Raw genomic sequence first — 17238 nt, forward strand, 5'->3', positions numbered from 1 at the left:
CCGGCGAGCCGGCCGCCGTCTTGTCCGGGCCGCCGCAACCGGTGAGGACGAGGGTCAGGGCCATGGCAGCGGGCAGCACGGCGCGCCCGGTCGAGAAGATCATCCGCGGACAGTACCGGTTGTCGATCCGCCGAGCCGTCGGGATTAGACGCGGTCGGACACGCTTGGACAGCCGGCGGAGCGCCTGCCCACACCCGCTATGGCATCCTAGGAAGCTAGGCTTCGGGTTTGCCGGCCGGGGCGATCCGGGGCGGCCGGTTCTCGTACGGGGTGCTCAGCACGACCGTGGTCCGGGTCGTGACGTTCGCCGCCGTACGGATCTCCTGCAGGAGCCGTTCGAGGTCGGCCGGGCTCGCCACCCGTACCAGAAGCAGGTAGAAGTCCTCCCCCGCCACCGAATAGCAGGAGTCGATCTCGGCCAGATGGGCCAGGCGCTCCGGCGCGTCGTCGGGCTGCGACGGGTCGAACGGGCGGATCGCCACGAACGCCGTCAGCGGCAACTCCAGGCTCTCGTACGAGACCTTGGCCGTGTATCCGCTGATCACCCCGCGCTGCTCCAGCCGGCGCACCCGCTGGTGCACCGCCGACACGCTCAGCCCGACCCGCTCGGCGAGATCGGTGTAGGACAGCCGGCCGTCCACGGTGAGGGCGCCCACGATCGCCCGGTCGATCTCTTCCACGGCGTCAAGATACCGGTCGGGGCGCCCGGGCAACGAACCCGTTTCAGCCGCGGGTCAGCGAGCGGCTGATGACCAGGCGCTGGATCTGGTTGGTGCCCTCGACGATCTGCAGCACCTTCGCCTCGCGGAACCAGCGCTCCACCGGGTGGTCGCTGACGTAGCCGGCCCCGCCGAGCACCTGGATCGCGTCGGTCGTCACCCGCATGGCCGCGTCGGTGGCGAAGAGCTTGGCCTTGGCCGCCTCCACCGAGAACGGGCGCCCGGCGTCCTTGAGCCGCGCGGCGCTCAGCAGCAGCGCCCGGGCCGCCGAGACCTGGGTGGCCATGTCTGCCAGCAGGAAACCGACGCCCTGGAACTCGCCGATCGCCCGGCCGAACTGCACCCGCTCGCGGGCATACCCGGCGGCGTAGTCGACCGCGGCCTGGGCCAGGCCGACCGCGCAGGCCGCGATGCCCAGCCGCCCCGCGTCGAGCGCCTGCATGGCGATCCGGAAGCCCTCGCCCTCCTCGCCGACCAGCCGCTCGACCGGCACCCGCGCGCCGTCGAAGACGATCTGGGCCGGCGGCGACGAGCGCAGGCCCATGGTGCGCTCCGGCACCTGCGGCAGCATCCCGGGCGTGTCGGCGTCGGCGACGAGGCAGGAGATCCCGGCCGGGCCGGGCCCGCCGGTGCGGCAGAAGACGTTGTAGAAATCGGCGTGGCCGCCATGGGTGATCCAGGCCTTGGTGCCGGTGACCACCCAGTCCTCCCCGTCGCGCACGGCACGGGTGGTCAGCGCGGCGGCGTCGGAGCCGCCCTGCGGCTCGGAGAGGCAGTACGCGCCGAGCAGGTCGCCGCCGAGCATGTCCGGCAGGGTCTTGCGCTGGCGCTCGCTGCCGTACGCCCAGACCGGGTAGCAGGACAGCGTGTGCACGCTGACGGCCTCGGCGATGGCCAGCCACGAACCGGCCAGGATCTCCAGGACCTGCAGATAGACCTCGTACGGCTGGCCGGCGCCGCCGTCGGCCTCTGGATAGGGCAGGCCGAGCAGTCCGGCGCGGCCGACGGTGCGCAGCACATCGCGCGGGAAGAGGCCCTTCTGCTCGTGCTCGGCGACCCGGGGAGCCAGCTCGCCGTCGGCGATCTCCCGGGTCAGGCCCAGCAACTCGTACGCCTCGTCCGTTGGCAGCATCCGCTCGACTGTCACATCCGTAAGCTTAACGGTCGTTAGGCCGACAGTCAGCCCTACCCCTCCCCGATGGCACGTCGGGGCGGGTCCCCCACAAAATGTCGGTGGGCACCACTACGTTGGTGCGGTGACCGAGCGACCCCTGTTGGCAGTCGACGCCCCCAGCCTCTATTTCCGCGCGTTCCACGGCATCCCCGAGTCCGCGGCCCGCACCGGCGCGGGCGAGCCCGTCAACGCGATCCGCGGATTCCTGGACATGATCGCCCAGCTCATCCGCACCCGCGGGCCCGACCGGCTGGTGTGCGCCCTCGACGCGGACTGGCGCCCGGCGTGGCGGGTCGAGCTGGTCCCGTCCTACAAGCAGCACCGCGTCGCCCACGGCGACGTCGAGGAGGTGCCCGCGTCCCTGGAGAAGCAGGTCCCGGTGCTGCTCGAGGTCCTGCGGGCGGTCGGCATCCCGGCCTTCGGCGTCCCGGGTTACGAGGCCGACGACGTCCTCGGCACCCTCGCCGCCACCCAGCCCGCCCCGGTCGAGGTCGTCTCGGGCGACCGCGACCTCTACCAGCTGGTCGACGACGCGCGCGGCACCCGGCTGCTCTACTGCGGCCGAGGCGTGGCCAAGCTGGAAGACAGCGACAACGCGGCGGTCGAGGCCAAATACGGCGTCCCGGCCCGGTGGTATGCGGACTTCGCGGCGATGCGCGGCGACCCGAGCGACGGGCTGCCCGGCGTGCCCGGGGTCGGCGAGAAGACCGCCGCCCGGCTCATCGCCCGCTACGGCGGCATCGAGCAGATCCTGGCGGCGCTCGACGACAAGGACGCCGGCTTCGCGCCCGGCCTGCGCACCAAGCTCGACGGCGCCCGCACCTACCTGGCGGCGGCGCTGCCGGTGTGCAAGGTCGCGCTGGACGTGCCGCTGCCCGACTTCGATCCGGCCCTGCCGGCCTCGCCGAAGGACCCGGAGGCACTGCTGGCGCTGGCCGAGCGGTGGAATCTGGCGGGCTCGGCGCGGCGGCTGGTCGACGCCCTCGCGGGCTGAGGCCGACATCCGCCCCGACCGTCCGGCCTGGCCCAGGCTGGTGGGCTGAGGCCGACACCCGCTGGGCAGCCCCGACCGGCCGGCCCGGCCGAGGCCGGTGGCGGTGAGCTGCCGCCACCAGCCCGGCGAACTCGGGCCGGGTGGTCGGCCGGCTCAGACCGCTGGCGGTCGGCCGGGTGGTCGGCTGGTCCGAGCCGACAGTCACTCCGCCGGGGGCGGGGTGGCGCGACGGCGACGGATCAGCAGCAGGCCCACGCCGCCGGCCAGCGCCAGGGCGACCAGGACCCAGATCCACCAGGTGGACGACCCCTCATCCGCCTCCGCGGCCGGCTCGGCCTGGATCGTGGCCGGGGCCGACGGCAGGACCGAGGCCACCGGCGCGGACGACGACGCGGACGGCGCCGGGGCCGGGCTGGTCGTGGCGGGTGCGGTGGAGGGCCCGGGCTTCAGCACGATCAGCGGCGCCGGGTTCTCCGGCTCGTCCTTGCCCTCCTCCTGGATCTCGATCCAGCGGGAGACCTCACCGTCGGCGTAGGTCTCCAGGGTCTTGAACGACAGCCGCGTCTCGCCGTCCGGCAGCTTCGCGATCTTGACCTTCCACTCCGCGTCCTTGCCCGAGGCCAGCTTCTTGCCGCCGACGGTGAAGCCGTCGGCGGTCGCCTTGAACGTCCAGCCGGGCGGCGCCTTGACCAGGGTGACGTCGGCTGGCGCGATGCCCTCGGGCAGCACCACCCGCTCGCTGGCGATGCCGGACGGATTTTCGGCCTCACCGTGGAACGTCAGGGTCACATCGATGGCCCCGGCGCGGGTCTTGTCGGCGCTCACCTCGACATGCGCCGCCGCCGGGCCGGCCACGGCCAGCACCCCCAGCGCTGTGAGCACGCCGACCGTCGTCAACCGGAACCTGTTACGCACGCCGAGAACCACCTTCGGGAAGAGAGGGACAACGGTCCCACAGTCGCTCCCCGACCCGGAAAAGTTCCCGCGACCCGCCATCCAGTCCAACACGTCGATCCGCTCATTCGACCGGACTCTCACCGGCAGCCCGTCCAAGGTGTGGATCACCGAATGCACCTACAGCGGCCCTTCCGGTGAAGAATGGCGGATCTACTCCCCTTTCGATGGGCACCTCAGCATCGGATAGGGCGCCCGCCCGGCCGCCCCTATCCGGCCCGTGGTGCGGCGACACGCCGGCCGGCGGTCGAGGCTCAGTCCAGGGCCGAGCGCGCCGCCGCGAGGAACGCGTCGCGAAGTTCGTCGAGCTCGGGGTAGAGGTCGTCGAGGTCGGGCACCCCATCCCAGACGGCCCGGTTGATTCGCTGGTGGTAGACGCGGGCGGTGCTGTACACGTCGGCGGGATACAGCGCCTGGAGCATGCGTTCGGTAACCCAGAGCCGGTTCATCACCCCTTCGGCGGCGGTGGGCCAGGCTTCACCGGGCGCCCAGGTGGCGGGACGTTCGAAGGCGATGCGTTCCGCGTCGGCGGACGCGACGATGAATCGCTCCAAATGCGTGAGGCGTTCGGCCCGTCGGCTCTCGGCGCGGGCGACGTCCTGCTTTCGCTGCTCGGTGCGGGCGCTCATCCGTAGCGTGTTGTTCTGCACCAGGTAGGACAAACCACCGCCGAGCGCTACGCCGCCGAGGGAGGTGAGCAGGGTCATGAGTTCGCCGGCCATCGCGGCCACTGTAGCCGCGCGGTGGCCGGCCGTGGTGCTACCGCACGTAGGTGTTGGCCTGCGCTCCCAGGACGTTCAGCAGAGCCAGCGCCTCGGCGCCGGGAGATCCCGGCGGCGCGGTGAAGAGCACGAGGTGCTGGTCGCGGTCGGTGAGGGTGAGGGTGTCGCAGTCGACGGTGACCTCTCCGACGGCCGGGTGGCGGAAGGTCTTGGTGAGCATCGGCGCGGCCTGGACGTCGTGCCGTTCCCAGAGCCGGGCGAAGTCGGGGTTCGCGGCGCGGAGTTCGTCGACGAGGCCGGTGACCCCGGGATCTGTCGGATAGCGGGCGAGGGTGGCGTGGAGCCGCATCACGACGCTGAGCCGGAACTCGGCGGCGTCGGAGACCCCGTACAGCGCCGCATCGGCGTGCCGCGGCCCGGGGAAGGCCCGGCGGGCGAGGTTGCGGTCCGCGGGGGCGAGCGGGGCGAAGTCCTCCATGAGCGCGGCGGCGAGGTCGTTCCAGGCGAGGACCTCGAACGCGGCGGACGTCACGAACGCGGCCGTCTGCGGCAGCCGCTGGAGCAGCGCGACGATACTGGGGCGGACGTCGCGCCGGTGCAGTCCGGTGCGGCTCGGCGCGGTGCCCGCGAGGACGTGGAGGTGGCCTGACTCGGCGTCGGTGAGCCGCAGCGCGCCGGCGATCCCGGCCAGGACGTCGCCCGACGGCCGTGGCGCCCTGCCCTGCTCGAGCCGGATGTAGTACTCCGTGGAGATGTGCGCGAGGACCGCCACTTCCTCGCGGCGAAGGCCCGGCGTCCGGCGTCGCGGGCCGGACGGGAGACCGACGTCCTGCGGGCGGAGCCGCTCGCGGCGACTGCGGAGGAACGCCCCGAGTTCCTGCTTGTCCATGCGCCAAGTGTGCGCGCGGCGCAGCGACCGATCCTGGTACAACCTGTGCCTGGATGCGGCCGGGGGCCGGCCGGACGCTGTCGTCATGACGAACAACACGCACACCATCGACAGCGCACCCGCCGGCCTGCTGGCCGGCAAGGTCGTCCTCATCACCGGCGCCAGCCGCGGCATCGGCGCGGCCGCGGCCCGGCTGTTCGCCTCGGAAGGCGCGGCCGTCGTGCTCGCCGCCCGCGGCACCGCCGCCCTGGACAGCGTCGTGCAGGAGATCCGCGCCGACGGCGGTGTCGCCGACGCGGTCGCCCTGGACCTGTCCGACCGGGCGAGCATCCGTACGGCTGTCGACCGGGTCGAGCGACTGCACGGGCGGCTCGACGGCGCCTTCAACAACGGCGGGGTCGTCCAGCAGCAGGTCGGCCCGCTCGACACCACCACCGACAAGGACATCGAGGAACAGTTCGCCGTCAACTTCCTCGCCCACTGGACCGCCATGAACGCCGAGGCCGCGCTGATGCGCCGCACCGGCGGCGGGGCGATCGTCAACACCTCCAGCATCGGCAGCCGCCGCGCGAACCGCGCCCTGCCCGCGTACGGAGCCATGAAACGCGCGCTCAACAGCATCACCGAGACCGCCGCGGTGACCTGGGCCGCCGACGGCATCCGGGTCAACGGCATCACCCCCGGCGGCACCCGCACCGAGATGATGCGGGAGTGGGAGGCGACCAGCCCCGGCATCATCGAGGCCAACAGCGCGGCGACCCCGCTCGGCCGGATGGCCGAGCCCCGCGAGGTCGCCGAGGCGGCCGCGTGGCTGCTCAGCGACCGCGCCTCGATGGTGACCGGCGCGATCGTGCCGGTCGACGGCGGCGCCGGCGCCTGACCGGCGAAAACCCGCCAGCATGAGCGTCCGGGACGAGGCAGGTCCCGGCGGGGCGCCCGGTGGACTACCGCTTCGCCGCACGGCACCACCGAGGAAAGAACGCGCCCTCACGGCCACTGGTTGGTGGTGCACCACACCTTCTCGACGTCCGTGGCGGTGGCGCCAGCCGAGTCGACGGCGGTGAGCGTCACGGTCTGATACCGGTTGGGCGTGCACCGTCCGCTGGCGGCAGGGCTCCACTGCAAAGTGACCGGGGCCACGCCACCCGAAGCCGAGCCGAGGCAGATGAACTGGCGCAGGCCCGAGTCGCAGAAGCCGATCGTGGCGGCCAACGGATCGGCGGCGTAGGCCGGCGCGGCCAGGGCGAGCGGGGCGGCGACCGCGAGGATCGCCGCCCCGAGCATCGTCTGAACAGGGCGCATCATTTTCTCCCTCCGAGAACGAACCCGGCCATCACAACACGGTCTTTTGGGTGGAAGCCTCCATGTTGGACAGCGTTGGACAGCTACCTGTCACGGCTGATGCGGCGGCGCCGCTGGGTCGCACCAAGGACTCCGGCCCCGGTCTCCATGCGTCTCCCGGAAGCCGCCCGACGCCCGCGAACTGATCAACAGTTCTTTCGGACGCGGGCCAGTTCCACGCGCACGTCGCGGCGCAGGGCACGGTCCAGGCCGGGCCGGGCGAGAGTCTCGGCGAAGTCGTGGGCAGCCTCGTCCCACCGGGCCAGCCTCACGAGCGCCATGCCGCGGTTGTAGCGCGGCACCGGCTCCGACGACAGCGCCACCGCGCGGTCCAGGTCCGCCAGGGCGCCGGCCGTGTCACCGCGTTCGAAGCGGACGGCGGCGCGGTTGGTCCACGCCTCGACCAGCTGGGGGTTCCCGGCGACGGCCCGGCTCAGCAGCTCCTCCGCCTCCACCGGGCGCTTGCGTTCGGCGCAGGCCAGCCCCAGGGTGCACAGCAGGAAGCAACCGTGACCCAAGACGCACCATACCCAGCACTACATGTCCCGCCGGGACAGCGGTTCACCTTCACTCTGTGACCGATCCCAGACGGCGGCGGGAGGACAACCACCCCACCATCACCAGGCCGCGAGATGCTCGCCGAAGCGGAGACGCTGATCAACGACGTCCGGCCGCCGTGACGGTCTTGTGCCCGAGCATCGAAAAGCGAGATCATCACGCATGCTCGACCCCTCGCCCGAAGACGACGGGACCTCACCGACCGTTTCCACGCCGCATTTCGTCGGTCGCGATCGGGAGATGGCGGCGCTGCGGGGTGCGCTGGCCCGGCCTCCGGCGATCGTGCTGGTGGAGGGCGAGGCGGGCATCGGCAAGAGCCGGCTGCTGCGCGAGTGGTTGGCCGCGCCGGACCAGCACACCGCCCTGGTGTCGGTGTGCCCACCGCTTCGCGAGTCGCTGACGTTGGGGCCGATCGTCGACGCGTTCCATGGGATCGAGCGCCGGGTGCCGCGCTTGCGGCTCACCGAGCTCGCGGGCGCGTTACGGCCCCTGTTTCCGGAATGGTCGGAGAACCTGCCGCCCGCGTTGCCGCCCTTGGACGACGCGAAGGCGGCCCGGCATCGCCTGTTCCGTGCCCTGGACGAGTTGCTGCGGGCGCTGCGTGTCGACGTTCTCGTGCTCGAGGACGCGCACTGGGCCGACGACGTGACGTGTGAGTTCCTGCTGTTCGTCATCTCCCGGCAGCAGTCGGACGGGCCCAGCCTCGTGATCTCCTATCGGCCGGAGGAAGTGGACGACAGATCGCTGTTGCTGCGGCTGACGTCCCGGTTGCCCGCCGGCGTGACCCAGCTGAGGATCGCCCTGGCGCCCATGCGCTTCGACGACACGGCGGCGCTGGTGTCCTCGATGCTGGACGGCAAACCGATCTCGCAGGAGTTCACGACGTTCATGCACGACCGGACCGGCGGCGTTCCCCTGGCCGTGGAGGAGTCGGTCCGCCTCATGTGCGACCGTGCCGACCTCGTCTTCCGCGACGGACAGTGGGTCCGGCTGAAGCTGCGCGAGCTTCAGGTGCCGCCGACGGTGCGCGACTCCACCCGGGAGCGGGTGAGCAGGCTGTCGCCGACGGCGCAGCAGGCGTTGCGCGCGGCGGCCACGTTGGCCGAGCGTTCCTCGGTGGCGACGATCGCGATGACCGCCGACCTGTCACCGGCCGCGTGCCGAGGCGCCATCGCGGAGGCGGCCGGTGCCGGTGTCCTGGACGGAGACGACCGCGGCCGGTGGCGGTTCCGGCATGTGCTGGCCGCCACCGCTGTCTACGAAGCGATCCCCTTGACCGACCGCAGGCACTTCCACCTGCTGGCCGGCCGGGCCTTGGAGCACCTCCATCCCCCGCCCGTGGCGCGCCTCGCCCACCACTTCCGCGAGGCCGGCGAGACGCCGTCCTGGGCGCGGTACGCCGAGCAGGGCGCCGAGCTGGCCATGGCCTCGGGTGACCACACCAAGGCGGTCGACCTGCTGGTCGATCTGCTGTCGTGGGCCGTACTGCCGCCGGTGGACCGGGCGCGTGTCGCGCGCATCGCCGGGGTCGCCGCGCTGGGCCGTCGGGAACCGGTCGACGAGGTCTACCACCGTGTGGTCCGTACCCTGCGGTCGGTGCTGGACACCCCCGGCCTCTCCGCCCGCCAGCAGGCCGAGATCCGCAACCCCCTGGGTCGGCTGCTGATCACCGGGGGCGAGGCGCAGGCCGCACTCAGCGAGCTGGAGCAGGCGGTGGCCAACCTCGACCACGACCCGGTCGAGGCGGCTCGGGCGATGACCTACCTCGGCTGGGCGTACGCGGGACCGTGGCCGGCCGCGACCCATCGGCGTTGGCTGGATCGCGCCGCTGCGCTGACCGCCCGGATCGACTCCCCCACGCAGCGGCTGAACCTGGCCGGAAACCGCGCCGCGGCGTTGCTCATGCTGGGCGAGGAGGAGGCCTGGGACGTCGTCGCCGACCTGCCCGCCGACGGCACGACCGCGGCGGAGCGTCTCGACGTGGCCCGCATCCACGTGAATGTCGGTACCGGGGCGCTGATCTGGGGTCGGTACGCCGACGCCGAGCAACACCTCGCCGTGGCCATGCGCCTCGCCGAGGCCGAGCAGGCGTCCCGGTTGCAGCACAACATCCGACTCGAACAGGCCAACCTGGCGTGGAACACCGGTCGGTGGGACGGTCTCGCCGAGACGAGCGCGGCACTCGCCGATGCCGACCGGGACCGGCCGGCACATTACCTCGGCAGCATTCGCCTCGCTGCCCGGCTGGCGGCCGCAGCCGGCCGGCGGCGCGCCGCGGAGGAGCAGTTCCGGCTGGTCCTTCAGGAGTCCGCCCGGCTCGGCGCGGCCGACGACACGATGGAAGCCGCCGCCGCGCTGGCCAGGCTGTGGCTGACGGACGGAAACAGCCGCCGGGCGCTGCGGATCACGGACGAGCCGATGGACACCGTCCGGCGCAAGGGCATCTGGGTCTGGGCGACGGATCTCGTCCCGGCCCGGATCGAGGCGCTCCTCGCCGCCGGCGACCTGACGGCCGCGACACGCCTGGTCGACCAGTTCGCCCGAGGACTGCGTGGCCGTACGGCACCCGCGCCTCGCGCCGGGCTCGCCGTGTGCCGTGCCCTGCTGCTCGCCGCAGCCGGAGACCACTCTCGGGCGGCGACGGCCTACGACCGGGCGGCGCGCGCCTGGAGCGCGTTGCCGCGCCCCTACGAAGCCATGCGCGCCCGCGAGCGCCAGGCCGAGGCGCTCATCGCGCAGGGTCGGATCGAGCAGGGCCGCGAGCTGCTGGCGGCGCAGTACGAGCAGCTGTTCAGGCTGGGCGCCCGCGGCGACGCGGACCGGGTCGCCCAGCGGCTTCGTGAGCACGGCGCCGAGGTCCCGCGATTGTGGCGCGGCGGCCGACGCGGGTACGGGGACCAGCTCTCACCCCGCGAGCTCGACGTGGTCCAGCTGGTCGTCGCCGGCAGGACGAACCGGGAGATCAGCCGGATCCTGACCAAGTCCCCGGCCACGGTGGATCAACAGCTGCGGGCGGCGATGCGCAAGTTGAAGGTGAACTCCCGGACCGCCCTCGCGGTCAAGGCGGTCGAGGCCGGCGTGTTCGCCGAAGAAGATTGACGTATCTGCTTAATAGCTAAGGTCCCTCGTTCCGCCCGAGCATGACTCCATGATTCATAGCCCATGGGCGATGCATGCCTGAGCGACCCGTCGTGCGTGACGACTCCGTCACCGAGCACCCGCCACCCCCTGAGCTGTCGCGGGAGCCGCACGACAGCGACCGCGACGCCTCCGACGCCCACGACGCCGACGGTGCCGTCGACCACGAGAGCCACGACCCCTACCAACCCCTGTAGGCGGAAGGGACCCCCATGAGATTCAAAGCCCTCGCGGCAACGCTGGCCGCAGCGGTCGGCCTGAGCATGCTCCAGCCACTACCGGCGTCCGCGGCGGAGCCGGATCCCGGCACGGCCGCCGGCAAGATCGCGCCGAACCTGCGGGACCGCTTCCGCACGCAGCCCTCCGCCGACTTCTGGATCACCTTCGAGACCGGGGCCGACCTCGGGCCGGCGAAGAAGATCGCCGACTGGACCGCTCGTGGTCAGTTCGTCTACGACGCGCTGACCGCGGCGGCGAAGAGCTCCACGGCATCGGTCTCCACCGAGCTCGACCGGGCCGGCGTCAAGTACACCTCCTACCCGATCGTCAACGCCGTGCTCGTCAAGGGCGGCACCGAGAAGCTCGCCCTCGACGTGGCGGCCCGGGTGCAGGTCGCCGAGATCCACGCGACGCCGCAGGTCGCGCTCGTCGAGCCGGTGGACGAGAAAGTCCCCCAGCCCGGCCGAACCGCCGCCCCGAAGGACGACACCGTCGCGTGGGGTCTGGAGGCCATCCACGCCCCGCAGGCGTGGGCCATGGGCGCCACCGGCGCCGGCATCACCGTGTCCAACCTCGACTCGGGCGTGCAGTTCGACCACCCCGCCCTGACGCACCAGTACCGCGGCACGAAGCCCGACGGCACCGTCGACCACAACTACAACTGGATGGCCACCCGGAGCTCGTGCGCGGGCGCGCCCTGCGACGACAACGGACACGGCACGCACACCATGGGCACCATGGTCGGCGACGACGGCACCAACCACGTCGGTGTCGCACCGGAAGCGCAGTGGATCGCGACGGACGGCTGCTGCGCGGACACCGGCGCCGAGTCGCTGCTGCGGTCCGGCTGGTGGCTGCTCGCACCGACCGACGTCCGGGGGAACAACCCCGATCCGGCCAAGCGCCCCCACGTCATCAACAACTCGTGGGGTCAGAACGCCGAACACAACTTCAACGACTTCTTCCGGGCCATCGACGAGGCCTGGACCGCCGCGGGCATCTTCAGCGTCTGGTCGTCGGGGAACACCGCGCCGTACGCGGCCTGCGACACCGTCTCCTCGCCCGGTTCCGCCGAGAGCGCCTACTCCGTCGGCGCCTTCTCGTCGGACGGCAGGCTCGCCTCGTTCTCCCGCAAGGGTGCGGGCGAGGGCGGTCGGATCAAGCCCGAGATCGCCGCCCCGGGTAGCGGCGTCCGTTCGTCCTATCCGAACAACAGCTACGCCGAGATGTCCGGTACGTCGATGGCGGCACCGCACGTCGCCGGCGCCGTCGCGGCGCTCTGGAGTTACGACCCGACCCTGGTCGGGCAGGTCGACGAGACCCGCCGCCTGCTCGGCGAGTCGGCCATCGACGTCGACGACACCGAGTGCGGCGGCACCGTCGAGGTCAACAACAAGTACGGCGAGGGCCGGCTCGACCTCGTCCGCCTGCTGGAACTCGCGCCGCGGAAGGGCGGCACCCTCACCGGCGTCGTCACCGCCGACGGCGCCCCGGTCCCGGCCGCCGACGTGACGATCAGTGGGCCGTTCAGCCGGTCGATCGGCACCGACTCTGCCGGCCGGTTCACGACGAACCTCCCGGTCGGCGACTACCGGCTCAGCACCAAGGTCTTCGGCTACCTGACCGCGACCGCCGACGTCACGATCACCCTCGGCCAGGACACCTCCGTCAAGCTGCCGCTGGATGCCGCCGCGAGGCACGACATCAGCGGCCGGGTCGTCGACGACAAGAAGCGGCCCGTCCCGAACGCCGACGTCTCCATCACCGACACACCGCTGAAGCCGGTACGCACGGATGCCAACGGCGCGTTCACGATCACCGCTGTCCCCGAGGGCGCGTACAAGCTGGCCGTCAAGCCCAACGCCTGCTTCTCGCCCACGACGGTCCCGCTGACCGTCGGCGCGCGGAACGAGCCGTCCGAGATCCCGGTCGGGCTCGTCGTCGACAAGGGCGGCTACAGCTGCGCCGTCTCCTCCGGCGACTACCTGCGCGGCACCGAACCGGTCACCTTCGCCAGCGGTGTGTGGGCCACGGTGAAGCTGCCGTTCCCGATCGCGCTCTACAACGGCAGCCACGACGCCCTCGGCATCGGCCTGCGCGGCGTCATCGCCCCGGACGGCAGCACCGGACCCGGCTACGGCGGTGCGGGCATCTTCCCGCTGTACGTCCAGACCCCCGTCCAGTTCGCCCCCGGCGGCGGTGTCTTCACGGCGGCCACCAAGGTCAACGGTGAGGACGCGTTCGTCGTCGAGTACCGAGACGCCAAGCTCTGGGCCTATCCGACCCGGTCGGAGTACACGGAGCCGGTCAATTTCTCGGCCACGCTCACCCGTTCGGGCACCATGATCTTCGGGTACGGCGACGGCGTCGGGACCGACGACCCGGTGACCGCCGGCGCGCACGCCGTCACGGGCATCCAGGGCTGGGCCGGCGTCGACGGCATCCGGTTCTCCGACAGCGCCCCGGTGCTGCGCGACGACATGATCGTCACCTACGACATGCCTGACTTCGGGTACCTCGACGCGACCGTCGTCGACCAGAACGACGGGCTGCCGGTCGCCGGCGCGAAGGTCTCCTTCAGCGACAAGAACGGGCTCGTGGAGACCGTCACCACCAACGGGACGGGCCTCGTGCACCGCCAGCTTCCGGTCGGCGATTACACCATGACGGTGGAGACGCCGAACTACACGACCGCGGCGTACCCCTTCTCGCTGAAGCAGCTCTACGCGAAGGCCACGATCGACGCACGTCTGACCACGGGTGCCGCCGGCCTGAAGGCCGACGGCCTCGACGCGCTGCTCGGCACCGACCAGAACGGCGTGGGCTCGCTCACGCTGACCAACAACGGATCCGCTCCCCTCACCTACAACCTGGGCGAAGCCGCGCGGCACCCCGAGCTCGACGCCGCCGGCGCCACCGCGCGCACCGGCACGGGTGCGGCCAGCACGATCGACCTCGCCGCGTGGAAGGCCGGTGCGAGCGGCATGAAGCCGTCGAACGTCGACGGCAAGGCTGCCACGTCGAGCGCCACTTCCCGCGTCACCGAAGCGCAGGCGGCTGCCAAGGTCGGCGCGACCTCCGGCGGCGACGTCATCACCCGGATCCCCATCCCCGGCACCATCGCGGAGAAGGAGCCCTCCGGCATCGGCTACGACGGCGACGTCTGGGTCCACGACTACGTCGCGCGGACCAACACCGCCTATACGGTGAAGGGTAAGAAGACCGGGAAGGTCTTCGACGCGTCGTGGAACCCCGCGTACCGGGCGTTCGACATGGCCCTGGACACCAAGACCGGTGACATGTGCCAGATGGAGGACAGCCCGGCCAGCTACATCCACTGCTTCAACACCGAGACCGGAAAGAAGACGAGGCAGATCAAGGGTGACTGGTCCACGCTGCAGCTGACCGGTCTCGCCTACAACCCGATCCGGGACGTCTTCTACGTCGGCGGCCGCGCGAACGGCATGATCGGGACCGTCGCCGGTACGTCGCACGACAACCCGGGCGCGCTCCTGTCCTTCTGCGCCCCACCGCTGCCCGAGGTGATGGGCCTGGCCTACAACCAGGCGTCGGACACGATCTGGTACACCGACCTCACCTCCAACCGGCCCACCCGCCTGTTGCAGGTCGACCCCGACGACTGCTCGCTGGTGAACGCGTGGTGGTTCCCGGGCCGGAAGGCGGGCCTGGGCGGCGGCCTCGAGACCGACGCCACCGGGGCGCTGTGGGCGGTGGACCAGATCGCCGACGACGTCGTGCTCGTCGACGTCGAGGACGACCTGCTCACCGACCTGCCGTGGCTGTCGCTCTCCTCGACCGGCGGCACCCTCGCCCCCGGTCAGTCGACGACCGTCAAGGTCTCGATCTCCTCGAAGGGCACCGAGCCCGGCGTCCAGGGCGCGAACATCGTGGTCCGGTCCGACTCCGGACGGCAGCCCAAGAGCTACGTCCCGGTGACGCTCACGACCACGAAGTACCAGGTCGGCGTCAACGCCGGCGGCGCGAAGCTCACCGACGGCTCCGGCTTCGCCTGGTCCGCCGACCAGGCCGCCGGCAAGAAGTCGTGGGGCTACCAGGGCAGGACGAAGGTCGCGTCCACGAAGGCCCCGATCGCCGGTACGACGGACGACGCCCTGTTCCAGTCGCAGCGCACCACGGCGGACAAGCAGCTGTTCTACCGCTTCCCGGACGCGCCCAAGGGCACCTACGCGATCGACTTCGGGTTCGCCGAGATCGACAAGGTGGCCAGGGGGAAGCGGGTGTTCGACGTCCTCGTGGACGGCACGCTGGCGGACTACGCCTACGATCCGGCCAAGGCCGTGGGGCCGAACGCCGCCGACTGGCGGAAGGCTGTCGTGCGGCACGAGGGCGGCCCGCTGACCGTGGAGCTGCGGGGCTCGAAGGGCCTGAAGGCCCCGAGCATCGCCGCGCTGCGCGTCACGCTCGATCCCCGTACTGATGAGGCGGAGCCGGAACCCCAGCCCGAGCAGCCGGACCCGGGCCCCGTGCCGGTGGCTCCCGCCGGTCGCTCGTACACGATGAAGGTGACCGACGGGCTCTACCGCCAGGGCAACCAGGAGTCCGGCTGGCACGGCGACGACGTCTGTGGCGTGCTGTGGTTCAACGTCGATTACCTCCAGCCGTTCTACGACAGCGCCTGGGACGGCGTGTGCGTGACGACGAACGGCGCGCTGACCTTCGACCGCGCCAACACGTCGGGGAGCAACACGGCGCTCCCGTCCCCGTACCCGATCGACGCGATCTACCCGCTCTGGGACGACCTCGTCGTCGACGACGAGGCGGGCATCTACTTCGGCACGACCCAGGTGGACGGGGTGGCGGCGCAGGTCATCGAATGGCGCAACGTCGCCTTCTACAGTGACCAGACGGCTCGCGTCAGTTTCTCGGTCACCCTGATCGCCGACGGACGGATCCAGATCGGCTACGGCGACGGCGTCGGCGGCGACAACCCGCTCACCCGGGGGTCGTCGGCGACGGTCGGTGTGGAGAGCCTGAACCGCAACCCCGCGGGCCAGTACTCCGTCGACCAGCCCGTGCTGAAGGCCGGCCTGGGGCTGGAGTACACCCTCCCGGCCGCGGGCACGATCGAGGGCACGGTCACCGACAAGAACGACGGCAAGCCGATCGAGGGCGCGATCGTCACGCTCCAGGGGCCCGCGGGTGAGCGGGTCATCACGACCGACGTGAAGGGCCGATGGAAGGCCCAGGCGCTGGTCGGCGAGAACACCGTGCAGGTCGGGGCGCCGAACTACGTCACCGCCGGCCGCCCGGTGATCATCACCAGGAAGGATCAGGCCGAGGTGGTGAACACGGCGTTGACCACCGGCATCGCCACCGTCACCGTCACCGGAGGGGGCCTCGACTGGCTCCTCGACAAGGGCCAGCAGGCGACCGCGGACATGACCGTCACCAACAGCGGCTCCGCCCCGCTCGAGGTGCGGATCAGCGAGGCCGCCGACCTTTCCTGGCTCACCCTCACGGGCGCGGCCGCGACCGGCACGGTCAGGCTCGCGGCGGGCACGTCCACCAAGGTCACGGTGACGGCCGACAACGCCGGCATCAAGCCCGGCGTGCTCGTCGGGGACGTGCTCGTGGCGTCGAACGCCGGCAAGGGCGAGACCCAGCTCAAGTCGGTCCGCCTGGCGACGTCGGCCTACTGGCAGGGCGTCGACGCCGGCGGATCGGGACACGTCGGCGCCGGCGGCTTCGTCTGGTCGCCCGACCAGGCGCTCGGCTCGCGGCCCTGGGGCTACGTCGGCGGCAAGGCGCGTACCACCAGGGCCGACATCGCCGGCACCCAGGACGACGCGCTGTTCCGCACCCAGCGGACCGGCGAGACGTTCAGCTACGTGTTCAAGAACGCCCCGGCCGCGACGTACCGGATCGGCCTCGACTTCGCGGAGATCGAGAAGGTCAAGGCCGGCAAGCGTGCCTTCGATGTGCTCGCCGACGGCAAGGTCGTGCTCTACGACCATGACGTGCAGGCGAAGGTGGGTGCGCTGACCGCGGACACGAACCTGGTCACCGTCAAGCACACCGGCGGCGATCTGACGATCGTGTTCAACCGGGAGAAGGGCGAGGGCGACCCGATCCTCAACGCCCTGAAGGTCCAGGAGGATCCGCGCCTCTGAGTTGGCCCACCCGTGGTCGGAGCCTCCTCGGCGAAGTCGCCGGGGAGGCTCCGACCATGGCTACCCAGCTTCGGGCCGCACCTTGTCCGCCAGGAGGGCGAACCGAGTTCGCAGTTTCTCCGGGCCACCGTCCGGGAAACTGGCGAGTACCGCCCGGGCGCGCTCGAACGCGTCGTTCGCCCCGGCACGATCGCCTACCGAGATCAGCACCTCGGCCAGCCGCCGCAGGGCTTCGAACTGGTTCGGCTCGGGTGGCCCAGGAATCCTTGCCGGACAGGCTGGCGCAGGCCCGCGCCGTGATACCAGGACCCAGCGAGACGGACAGCAGGCGGAAGAGCCGCGCCGCGGATGGGCTGAGCTAGTGGCATCCTGGTAGCT

12 protein-coding genes are annotated in these 17238 nt (G+C 71.6%); 5 read left to right on the forward strand and 7 right to left on the reverse strand.

Annotated features, from left to right (window positions below; all coding sequences use genetic code 11):
• Positions 1–215 precede the first annotated feature (215 nt).
• The gene (locus DMB66_RS32325; RefSeq protein ID WP_125807912.1) at positions 216–680 is read right to left on the reverse strand and encodes an Lrp/AsnC family transcriptional regulator; all 465 of its coding nucleotides are present in this window, start codon (positions 678–680) and stop codon (positions 216–218) included.
• A 43-nt stretch (positions 681–723) separates the two neighbouring features.
• Entirely contained in the window at positions 724–1866 is a 1143-nt protein-coding gene (locus DMB66_RS32330; protein WP_125807913.1) for an acyl-CoA dehydrogenase family protein, read from the reverse strand.
• Positions 1867–1975: 109 nt separating this feature from the next.
• On the opposite strand from DMB66_RS32330, the gene DMB66_RS32335 reads away from it, so the two are divergent.
• The gene (locus DMB66_RS32335; protein ID WP_125807914.1) at positions 1976–2887 is read left to right on the forward strand and encodes a 5'-3' exonuclease; all 912 of its coding nucleotides are present in this window, start codon (positions 1976–1978) and stop codon (positions 2885–2887) included.
• A gap of 201 nt (positions 2888–3088) precedes the next feature.
• Here DMB66_RS32335 and DMB66_RS32340 read toward each other — a convergent pair whose 3' ends face one another.
• The 3 genes from DMB66_RS32340 to DMB66_RS32350 all read right to left on the reverse strand — a co-directional run bounded on the left by DMB66_RS32340 (position 3089) and on the right by DMB66_RS32350 (position 5452).
• A complete protein-coding gene (locus DMB66_RS32340; RefSeq protein WP_233624995.1) occupies positions 3089–3802 on the reverse strand; it encodes a DUF1775 domain-containing protein in 714 nt (237 codons plus the stop codon).
• A gap of 293 nt (positions 3803–4095) precedes the next feature.
• The gene (locus DMB66_RS32345; protein ID WP_125807915.1) at positions 4096–4563 is read right to left on the reverse strand and encodes a hypothetical protein; all 468 of its coding nucleotides are present in this window, start codon (positions 4561–4563) and stop codon (positions 4096–4098) included.
• 37 nt (positions 4564–4600) lie between these two features.
• Positions 4601–5452: a helix-turn-helix transcriptional regulator gene (locus DMB66_RS32350; RefSeq protein ID WP_125807916.1), complete on the reverse strand. Its 852-nt coding sequence runs from the start codon at positions 5450–5452 to the stop codon at positions 4601–4603.
• Positions 5453–5537: 85 nt separating this feature from the next.
• On the opposite strand from DMB66_RS32350, the gene DMB66_RS32355 reads away from it, so the two are divergent.
• Positions 5538–6332 carry an SDR family NAD(P)-dependent oxidoreductase gene (locus DMB66_RS32355; RefSeq protein WP_125807917.1) on the forward strand — a complete coding sequence of 265 codons (795 nt, stop codon included), beginning with the start codon at positions 5538–5540 and terminating at the stop codon, positions 6330–6332.
• A 107-nt stretch (positions 6333–6439) separates the two neighbouring features.
• On the opposite strand, the gene DMB66_RS32360 is transcribed toward DMB66_RS32355, so the two are convergent.
• Both DMB66_RS32360 and DMB66_RS32365 read right to left on the reverse strand, forming a co-directional pair.
• The gene (locus tag DMB66_RS32360; protein ID WP_158647446.1) at positions 6440–6757 is read right to left on the reverse strand and encodes a hypothetical protein; all 318 of its coding nucleotides are present in this window, start codon (positions 6755–6757) and stop codon (positions 6440–6442) included.
• A 182-nt stretch (positions 6758–6939) separates the two neighbouring features.
• Positions 6940–7311 (reverse strand): tetratricopeptide repeat protein, encoded by a 372-nt coding sequence (locus DMB66_RS32365; RefSeq protein WP_125807919.1) that lies wholly within the window; start codon positions 7309–7311, stop codon positions 6940–6942.
• A gap of 202 nt (positions 7312–7513) precedes the next feature.
• Here DMB66_RS32365 and DMB66_RS32370 point away from each other — a divergent pair, with 202 nt between their 5' ends.
• From DMB66_RS32370 to DMB66_RS32375, 3 genes are all read left to right on the forward strand, one after another.
• Complete coding sequence (locus DMB66_RS32370) at positions 7514–10450, forward strand: AAA family ATPase (protein WP_125807920.1); 2937 nt, start codon at positions 7514–7516, stop codon at positions 10448–10450.
• A 74-nt stretch (positions 10451–10524) separates the two neighbouring features.
• Positions 10525–10686, forward strand: coding sequence for a hypothetical protein (locus DMB66_RS61550; protein ID WP_158647447.1), 162 nt, complete (start codon positions 10525–10527; stop codon positions 10684–10686).
• 15 nt (positions 10687–10701) lie between these two features.
• Entirely contained in the window at positions 10702–16860 is a 6159-nt protein-coding gene (locus DMB66_RS32375) for a S8 family serine peptidase (RefSeq protein WP_125807921.1), read from the forward strand.
• Positions 16861–17238: the final 378 nt, after the last annotated feature.

This window comes from Actinoplanes sp. ATCC 53533 (assembly GCF_003947245.1).

Excerpts from the sequence above, each read along its gene's own strand:
- DMB66_RS32345 (WP_125807915.1), bottom strand. The coding sequence starts at position 4,563 with ATGGCCGGCGAACTCATGACCCTGCTCACCTCCCTCGGCGGCGTAGCG.
- DMB66_RS32350 (WP_125807916.1), bottom strand. The coding sequence starts at position 5,452 with ATGGACAAGCAGGAACTCGGGGCGTTCCTCCGCAGTCGCCGCGAGCGG.
- DMB66_RS32355 (WP_125807917.1), top strand. The coding sequence starts at position 5,538 with ATGACGAACAACACGCACACCATCGACAGCGCACCCGCCGGCCTGCTG.
- DMB66_RS32360 (WP_158647446.1), bottom strand. The coding sequence starts at position 6,757 with ATGATGCGCCCTGTTCAGACGATGCTCGGGGCGGCGATCCTCGCGGTC.
- DMB66_RS32370 (WP_125807920.1), top strand. The coding sequence starts at position 7,514 with ATGCTCGACCCCTCGCCCGAAGACGACGGGACCTCACCGACCGTTTCC.
- DMB66_RS61550 (WP_158647447.1), top strand. The coding sequence starts at position 10,525 with ATGCCTGAGCGACCCGTCGTGCGTGACGACTCCGTCACCGAGCACCCG.
- DMB66_RS32375 (WP_125807921.1), top strand. The coding sequence starts at position 10,702 with ATGAGATTCAAAGCCCTCGCGGCAACGCTGGCCGCAGCGGTCGGCCTG.